Below are 8,690 nucleotides of genomic sequence, written 5' to 3' on the forward strand. Positions count from 1 at the left end.
GCCGTTGGGCTCGGCGCCCCGACACGTTGCCTTGATATTTTCATATGAGGCCGACTGGGTGACAAGCATCCAGCCGCAAGGGGCCGGTCTATCAGCGCTGTGGGCGGCTTTCGATTTTTACTCGGGGCTTCGCCGAATGGGGCTGAACGTTGATATCGTCCATCCTTCCACATCGCTCGACGGCTATGCGCTGTGTGTCGTCCCGTGCTTGCCGATCGTGCCTGAGATACTGCTGCGTAATCTGGAGCAATTCAAGGGTCAGGTTATCATCGGACCACGTTCGGGCAGTCGCGATTCTGATTTTGCAATTCCCAACGGGCTGCCACCCGGCCCATTGTTCCCGGGCAAGGTCGCGCGGGTCGAGAGTCTACGTCCGGGACTGGAGCACGGCGGCGGAGGCTGGAAAATCTCGCAGTGGCTGGAACATCTCGAGACTGAGGCCGAGCCGGACTTGATAGCTACAGACGGTACCATTGCCAGCTGGCGCGCGGGCAGGACACGCTATCTTGGCGCCTGGCCTACGCCGGAGTTGGTTCGCGCGCTGCTTGTGCGCGCCGTCGATGATACCGACCTATTCACACATGACTTGCCACAAGGCCTGCGATTGCGACAGGCGGGAGATCATGTTTTCGCCTTCAATTATGCCAAGGAACCTCAGGATGTTCCGTCAAGCCTCGACGGCCAGCTTATTCTTGGTCGGCGCCGCGTGGAAGCTGCGGGGGTCGCTCTGTTTCGTAAAAACGAGAATGGCGCTACACGTTGATTGACATTTAGCGCAGTTTTTGGGGCTTGGCTTGGCCGTTGCACGACCCTCTGCGTGGCTTGGCATCGACACCAATGTGAAGCCGTCCGGCGAGCGCCGCACCTGATTGAAGTTGGCTGCCATAGGCAGAATATTTTCGGCTCGTTCAACAGAGGAGTCGAACGATGATTGAGCTTATCCAGATTGACCGATTAACCTTCGCCAGCGCCTGATCGCACCGGATGCGGCCTGAAATTACAATGACGCGAGCAAGCTTTTGCCCAACAACCGGGATGCCATTTTGGGCGAGTAGGCATGTACACTATTCCAAGACCTGAAAATGAAAGCGATATAAGCAACGCGGTCGTCAGCAAGGTCCACTAATGCCCACATTGCGCCAACTCGAATATCTCGTTGCGGTCGCGGACCTCAATAATTTTGGTCGCGCCGCGCAGGCGTGCAATGTTTCGCAGCCGACGCTGAGCCAGCAGTTGCACGCCCTTGAAGCGAGGCTCGGCGTCGTCCTTATCGAACGGCACTCGTCGGGGGCACAGCTTACACCGATCGGCCGGGAGATCACGGCTCGGGCCCGGCGGCTCGTCGTCGAGGTACGGGATCTTCGTGATCTGGCGCGGCGCGCGGGCGAACTCCTGGTCGGCACAGTTCGTCTCGGCGTGACGCCGACCTTGGGTCCCTATTTGATGCCGCCGATCGTAGCGGCGCTCCATCGCGAGCAGCCGGATTTGCGACTTCATATCCGCGATGGAATTCCGCAAGAGCAGGCGCTTGAACTGTCGCGTGGGGACCTGGACATGCTTTTGAGTCCCCTTCCGATTGACGGCGTCGACCTGGAAGTCGCGCCGTTGTTTGACGAGCGGCTCCTGCTCGTAGCGGCGTCCGACCATGTACTGGCTGCCCAGCGAACCCTTCACATCGATGATCTGGCCGGACTGCAAGTGCTTTGCCTGGATCGGCGTCATCACCTCCATCGCCAGGTTGCCGAGATCTGTTCCGGCTTCGGAATGGAGTTGCTACGCGATTACGAAGGCACCAGCTTGGACAGCATCCATCAGATGGCCGTGTCGGGCGTTGGACTCGCGGTGCTGCCTGAACTCTACATTCGATCCGACGTGCTGGGCCGCGACGGTTCGGTCGTTCTGGATGTGAAGGGCTGGAACTTTACGCGCACGATTGCCGCTGCTTGGCGCACGGGAGCTGCCTATCGCGATGCATACCGCCTCATCGGCGAACGGATCAAGACGGAAGCGCATCGCTTGATCGGCTGACGCTTGAACGATCGTGAGGTGATAGATTCTATCTATCAATTTGACTACGAAATCCAATTGGATTTCTATCGGTGATCCACGCAATATCACTCTCGCGGACCGGGCCCCTCTGGTGGCTGCCTTTCCAAGCAGCCGCGATGTCGGACCGCATCGGCCCAGGCCAATCTCCACGCTCTGACGAGGGGGTTGAGCGCTGGCCGATCGATCAAACCATCGATTGGAGAGGCAAAATGAATCCGTTCTTTTACCGGCTGACGCTAGCTCATAGTCGGCTCGACGCAGAAATTCGCCGCGAGCAAAAGCAGCGAGCACCCGACCCCTTTCGCCTGCTGCAGCTGAAGAAGCTGAAGCTCGCGGTGAAGGACCGCCTGCACCGCCTTATTCGATCTCGTCCAGAAGGGATGGCTTGAACGATGCGCAGCGCAGCCGACGTCGCCGCAATGCCCTGTCCGCTTTGCCGGACGGGGCTCACCCTGTCAGACCGCGCAGGTGTCGAGATCGACTATTGCCAGACGTGCCGCGGCGTGTGGCTCGATCGCGGCGAACTCGACAAGATCATCGAGCGCAGTGTGCGCGAGGCTGCGCCGCCGCCGCGGGAGGCACCGCGTTCCAGTCCAGGCTATCGGCCGGATGCCTATCAGAGGGACAACGATTACCGGTACCGGCCCGACAAGCGGAAGAAGTCCTTTTTATCTGAGCTGTTCGACTGATGTCGGTAGCCTGCAAGCGGATGGCGCCGTCTGCCCAGCGGGTTGTTCAGGCGCCGAACCGATCACAACGGGTGAAGCCAGGAGTGCGATTGTGAGCTTTTCCAGGTTCAAGTTGGCCATATATGCGGGCTGGGTGACGACATCTGCAGTTCTGACCGCCGCGGTGGTGCAAACATGATCCGTCCCGAAGAAGCCTTGGCGGTGCTGCGCGAGGGCAATCGCGCCTTTCTCTGCGACGACCGCCTGCAACCACCGCTCGATCGGGCAGTTCGGCTGCGTCTGGCAGCGGGGCAGTCGCCGTTCGCCGCCTACGTCAGCTGTTCGGACTCGCGGGTGCCGCCCGAGCTATTGTTCGGCCGCGGGCTTGGGGAACTGTTCATTGTCCGCAACGCGGGCAACACGCTCGACACGTCGGCGCTGGGCAGCCTCGAGTTTGCAGTCTCGGTCCTGGGTGTTCCGTTGATCGTCGTCATGGGACATGAGGCATGCGGCGCGGTCCAAGCCGCTATGGCGGTCGTGCGGGACAATGCCCGGTTTCCCGGCAACATCGGCAAGATGATCCAGCCGATCATCCCGGCCGTTCTCGAGGCTGGAACCAGCGGCGACGGCTGCATCGAAGCAGCAGTACGGCAGAATGTGCGGCACGTGGTACGCGAACTGCGCGAAGACGCGTCGCCGATCATTCTCGATCCGCAAAAACGGGGAGAGCTGTTGGTCGTGGGCGCCTACTACGAACTAGCAAGCGGGGCGGTCGATTTTTTCGATGTCCCTGCCGCTTAGGTTCGCAGGTTCCTCATGAACGTCGACGCCGCCTCGGGAAACTACGGATCTACAGCCAGCGAACTGTGTGAAAAATTGCGCTCGGTATTTTAGCGAAGGCAAATGATTGTGCATGACATTCTGCTGCAAGCCGGCACCCACCCGGACCCGACCCCCAATTGGGCGATTGAGCAGGCTGCGAGCCTATCGGTCAGTCTCGCCGCACGCTTGTCACTGGGCGTCTGCAAAGTTCATATCCCGCAAGCGACGAACTGGCTCGCGAATAAACTTGTGAACATTGATGGGATCGTCGCCGAGGAAAACAGAAAGAGCTCCGCAAACGCTGATGCACTCGGAAAAAGCTTCGGGTCGCATGTTCCGCCGGAGCTGATCGGCGAGATTTTCGCCATCGATATTCGCTCGTCGGTCAGTCACTCGCAATTTGCGGTGCGGGCGAGAACATATGACCTGTCGATAATCCCGATCTACCCATATGCGGCCATGGAATATTTCGCTGAAGGCCTGGTGTTTGAATCGGGTCGTCCGGTCCTGTTGATGCCCGAACTCAAATCGTCAGCACTGACGTTCGATCGCATTACCATCGCGTGGGATGGAAGTCGGGTGGCAGCGCGGGCACTCGCCGACGCGATCCCGCTGGCCGGCATGGCCACCTCGATCTCGGTGGTGCAGATTGTGGGTGATAAAGACCTGTCCCGCGCGGCCTCTGCCGCCGATGCCGTTCGCAACCTGACGCTTCATGGTCTGAAGGCGGAAGCGATCGAACTTCCGCTGGAAGGCGGCGACGCCGGAGAGACGATTCAGGCCTTTTGCCAGCGTCACGCCTCCAATCTGCTTGTCATGGGAGCTTTCGGCCACTCGCGGGCGCGCGAGTTTGTACTTGGCGGCGTAACAAGAACCATATTGGACCACCCTAAACTCCCCGTCCTGTTATCACACTAGCATGCGCCGGTCTTTTTCAGGCGGCGAACATCGTCCGCAAATTTGGTCCTTTGTGGCCAGTTGACGTCTTGAATTGGAACTTACCGGCTCGACGATGGGGCCTTCGATCGGAGTGAGTGCATGGACTTTCTGATCATCAACTGGCTGGGGACTCCTGTCTGGTTCTGGCTATCCTTCATCGGATTAGTCGTCGTCCTCACCGCCTTTGACCTTGGTGTTCTGCACAAGGAAGATCGGGAGATGGGCATCTCCGAGAGCCTGAAACTATCGGCCTTCTACATCAGTATTGCGCTCGTGTTCGGGCTTTGGGTCTGGGTCCAAAAGGGCGCCGAAAGCGGCATGCAATATTACACCGGTTTCTTCATCGAAAAGGCTCTGTCGATCGACAATGTCTTCGTAATCAGCCTGATCTTCACCTACTTCGCTATTCCTCGGAAATACCAGTATCGCGCACTTTTGTGGGGCATCATTGCCGTGATCGTCCTGCGCGGCGTCATGATCGCGGCGGGTGCTGCCATCGTGCAGGAATATTATTGGGTGCTGTACATCTTTGCGGCATTCCTGATCGCTACGGGGGTCAAAATGCTCTTCTCCGGCGACCAGGAGATGGACGTTGCGAAGAACCCGGTGGTCAAGTTCATCTCAAAGCATATGCGCGTCACCAAGGAGCTGCATGATCAGCATTTCTTTGTGAAGGTGCCTGATGAAAAAACCGGCAAGATGGTGCGTGCAGCGACGCCGTTGTTTCTTGCGCTTGTTATCATCAACCTGGCCGATCTCGTGTTTGCCGTTGATAGTGTGCCTGCGATATTCGCGATAACCACTGATACGTTCATCGTTTACACATCAAACATCATGGCGATCCTCGGGCTGCGCGCTCTATATTTCGCGCTCGCTGCGATGGTGCACCGGTTCCAGTATCTCAAATATGCCCTGGCGCTCGTGCTGGTGTTTATCGGCGCAAAGATTTTTGTCTCGGACTTCCTGATGCAAGGCGACAAATTCCCGCCGGTAATAAGCTTGGCAGTTACTTTCGCCCTCATTCTGGGCGGGATATTCTATTCGCTCTGGAAAACACGCGGCGCGGCGGAAACCGGATGAGAATCTACGTGGAAATCATCGGACCGAGCACGAAATTTCGGGAACAGAAACATTCTCGTTGGTCCTTCAAAGGATGCCGATTTGCGGCAAACGACCATCGCGTATGACCGCCATAAACAGAGAGGAACTCAGTCTTGTCCAACCACACCCTCATGCTTTACGGATCACTCGAAGGCTCCAAGCCAGATAGCGGCCCCGTTGCGTTCGCCATTGGCGCAGCGGCTGCTTTGAGTGCTCATCTTGATGTTCTGGTGCCGCATACGGACTTTCTGATGCCACAAGCTTGGGACGGGCGCACCGGAGAACAGATCGATAACGAAACCGCCTTTCGGCGCGAAAACACCTCAGCATTGGCGGAACTCATTGCAGCTGAAGCACGCGAGCGCGGTGTGTCAGCATCAACCCTGACCGAGTGGGCGCATGCCTTCGGCATGGTTTCCTTCATTGGCGATCGGGCCAGGCTACATGATATAATCGTCATGGGAGTGGACCAAAGTATCTTCCTCAGCGAACGGAAAGTCGCAGAGCATGTTTTGTTCGAATCAGGCCGTCCTGTCGCCATCGTTCCAGCTCACAGTGGAGCAACTTTCGCTTGCCGGCGGGTGATGGTAGCGTGGGATCACAGCCGAACAGCTGCGCGAGCCCTCCATGATTCCTTACCCTTTCTGCGGCTTGCCGAAGAGGTGACGCTGGTGTGTGTGGGAGGCGAGAAGAAGTTTCAGTCCAGCTCAGAGCCCAATGTCATAGAGATGGCGCTCGCGCAAAAGGGCTTAAATGCCCATTTTGAGCAGATCCAACTCGGCGAAGCCACGATCGGTCAGGCTCTACAAGACCGCGCTTTGCAAGGCGGCGCAGACCTTCTGGTAATGGGCGCTTTCGGCCATTCCAGACTGCGAGAATTCATTCTGGGGGGCGCCACACGAGAAGTGCTCGATTGTCCGCAGCTCCCTGTGCTCCTGTCACATTGACCCTAATGCGAAGTCAAGGTCAACGGTTTCATAAACCGAATGCGCGACAATACTAGCTTACGACGAAGAACATGAATCAATATTGATAGATTTCGATTTTTGCAATTTCAGTGCTTTGTTTTTTAACTGTCTAGGTCTGGAATTCAAGTCCTACTGCCACTGCTGACGGGATCGGCGTCGAAACCGAAGGGTGCACACCCTAGATCGCTTTATAGCCGCACTTCGGTGAAAATGGTCGACCCTGACGGCCGGCGGAGAGATGGCATTGCCGAAGTCTTGGGTGAGTGCAAATCCCATTGGAATATATCATGAACGAACCGGGCAAATTGCCGTAAAGCTTGTCACTGATTAAGGTCGACACAAGCCGCGATCACCCAATTAGAGCGAGTACGTTTCGTCCGGTGCGACACGTATGCCAGTGGTAAACCGGCCAGACGGGCGCCCATCGCAATTTTTCCTGTGCCGGATTTCCCGGACGGCCGTCCGGTTCAGTAGCCTGCGGCTGTCAACCCCTCATTGAGGTCCGCAAGGATGTCGTCAATGTGCTCGAGGCCGATCGATAGGCGGACATAGCCGGGCGAGACACCCGTCGCGAGCTGTGCCTCGGCGTCAAGTTGCGAGTGGGTTGTAGACGCGGGGTGGATAGCGAGACTGCGCGCGTCGCCGATGTTGGCGACATGATAGAGGAGCTTGAGGCCATCGATGAATTTCCGGCCCGCCTGCACGCCCCCGGCTAGTTCGAAGCCCAGCAATCCGCTGAACCCTCCCTTTAGGTAATACTCGGCACGCGCCCGAGAGTCCCCCAACTGCTGGCTAGGGTGGATGACACGTGTGACACCGGCTCGTCCGGCGAGCCACTCCGCGACTTTGGCCGCATTCTCGCAGTGCCGTGGCATACGCAGCGGGAGGGTTTCGATGCCTTGAAGGATCTGGAACGCATTGAAAGGTGAGAGCGCGGCGCCAAGGTCACGCAGTAGAACGGTTCGCGCGCGCATGATGTAGGCGACCGGACCCATGGGCTTCACCGCCTGCGTCCATATTGCGCCATGATAGGATGGGTCAGGACTGTTGAGCGCGGGTTGCCGATCACCGGCGGCCTCCCAATTAAAGGTGCCTCCGTCGACGATCAGTCCTCCAATCGAGGTGCCGTGACCGCCGAGATACTTAGTCGCTGAATAAACGACGATCGCCGCGCCATGTTCGATGGGGCGGCAGAGCAGCGGGGCCGCTGTATTGTCCATGATGAGCGGAATTCCCGCTTCCCGGCCAATGGCCGCGACTTCAGCGATCGGGAATACCTCAAGCTTGGGGTTCGGCAGCGTCTCAGCGTAGTAGGCGCGCGTCTTCGCATCGGTAACCCGCCGGAAATTCTCGGGTTCGGCGGGATCGACAAAGCGCACCTCTACCCCTTGATCGCGCAGAGTGTTGGCGAAGAGGTTCCACGTGCCGCCGTAGAGCGCGGTCGAGCTCACCACATTGTCGCCGGCCTTGGCAAGATTCTGGATGGAGAGAGCGGATGCGGCCTGGCCCGACGCGACTGCGAGCGCTGCGCAGCCGCCTTCCAAGGCTGCGATGCGCTGTTCGAGCACGTCGGTTGTCGGATTCATGATCCGGGTGTAGATATTTCCCATCTCCTGCAGCGCAAACAGCGCCGAGGCATGGTCTGTGTCTCGAAACTGGTAGGAAGTCGTCTGGTGGATCGGTACCGCCACCGACCCTGTCGTCGGATCGGCGCGCCACCCGGCATGCAACGCCAAGGTTTCGGGATGCAGCGGTTTTCCAGTCATGTTCACTCCTTGATTATGCTACCGGTCGCGGCGTGGGGTTCGTTGCCGCCAGTGACATCAAGATCACAATGCCGGCAACCTCGATTGAAAGCTTGCTCAGTATCCAGAGTCAGCCATCGCTCAAGCCCTGTCAAAGCCGCTTGCGGAGTAAGATGCGGATTCCGAGGTCATCACGCGCAGTGTTCCGATTTGATCGTGCGCAGCATTCCGACGTGATCTCGCGCAGCATTCCGATTTGAAGCTGCGCACCATTCCGATTTGATCATGCGCAGCATTCCGATGCGATGCCGCGCAGGTGAGAATGTCAGAGCCTTGTCGATTAACGGCGCCTTCTTTGTGGAAGGAGCCGCTGATGCCGACGAGGAGGATGGATATGC

At 58.2% G+C, this 8,690-nt stretch carries 9 protein-coding genes; 8 read left to right on the top strand and 1 reads right to left on the bottom strand.

The features are described 5' to 3' along the window. The first annotated feature begins 58 nt into the window (after window positions 1-58). The 8 genes from CDQ92_RS21760 to CDQ92_RS20080 all read left to right on the top strand — a co-directional run bounded on the left by CDQ92_RS21760 (window position 59) and on the right by CDQ92_RS20080 (window position 6,526). Entirely contained in the window at window positions 59-763 is a 705-nt protein-coding gene (locus CDQ92_RS21760) for a beta-galactosidase trimerization domain-containing protein (RefSeq protein ID WP_229667606.1), read from the top strand. 362 nt (window positions 764-1,125) lie between these two features. Then, window positions 1,126-2,028 (top strand): hydrogen peroxide-inducible genes activator, encoded by a 903-nt coding sequence (locus CDQ92_RS20050; protein WP_088444037.1) that lies wholly within the window; start codon window positions 1,126-1,128, stop codon window positions 2,026-2,028. A gap of 137 nt (window positions 2,029-2,165) precedes the next feature. Beyond that, window positions 2,166-2,438, top strand: coding sequence for a DUF465 domain-containing protein (locus CDQ92_RS20055; RefSeq protein ID WP_373289675.1), 273 nt, complete (start codon window positions 2,166-2,168; stop codon window positions 2,436-2,438). Window positions 2,439-2,441: 3 nt separating this feature from the next. After that, a complete protein-coding gene (locus tag CDQ92_RS20060) occupies window positions 2,442-2,738 on the top strand; it encodes a TFIIB-type zinc ribbon-containing protein (RefSeq protein WP_088444038.1) in 297 nt (98 codons plus the stop codon). A 174-nt stretch (window positions 2,739-2,912) separates the two neighbouring features. Then, window positions 2,913-3,518, top strand: a complete 606-nt coding sequence (locus CDQ92_RS20065) for a carbonic anhydrase (RefSeq protein WP_088444039.1) — start codon at window positions 2,913-2,915, stop codon at window positions 3,516-3,518. Between the two features lie 102 nt (window positions 3,519-3,620). Further along, window positions 3,621-4,457, top strand: coding sequence for a universal stress protein (locus tag CDQ92_RS20070; RefSeq protein WP_088444040.1), 837 nt, complete (start codon window positions 3,621-3,623; stop codon window positions 4,455-4,457). A gap of 120 nt (window positions 4,458-4,577) precedes the next feature. Then, window positions 4,578-5,558, top strand: coding sequence for a TerC family protein (locus CDQ92_RS20075; RefSeq protein WP_088444041.1), 981 nt, complete (start codon window positions 4,578-4,580; stop codon window positions 5,556-5,558). Window positions 5,559-5,692: 134 nt separating this feature from the next. Next, on the top strand, window positions 5,693-6,526 hold the full coding sequence (locus CDQ92_RS20080) for a universal stress protein (protein WP_088444042.1): 834 nt from the start codon (window positions 5,693-5,695) through the stop codon (window positions 6,524-6,526). A 488-nt stretch (window positions 6,527-7,014) separates the two neighbouring features. Here the strand turns inward: CDQ92_RS20080 and CDQ92_RS20085 are convergent, their stop codons facing one another. After that, window positions 7,015-8,313: an O-acetylhomoserine aminocarboxypropyltransferase/cysteine synthase family protein gene (locus tag CDQ92_RS20085; protein WP_088444043.1), complete on the bottom strand. Its 1,299-nt coding sequence runs from the start codon at window positions 8,311-8,313 to the stop codon at window positions 7,015-7,017. Between the last annotated feature and the right edge of the window lie 377 nt (window positions 8,314-8,690).

Source organism: Sphingopyxis bauzanensis (assembly GCF_002205675.1).
GTDB classification, from domain to species: domain Bacteria; phylum Pseudomonadota; class Alphaproteobacteria; order Sphingomonadales; family Sphingomonadaceae; genus Sphingopyxis; species Sphingopyxis bauzanensis.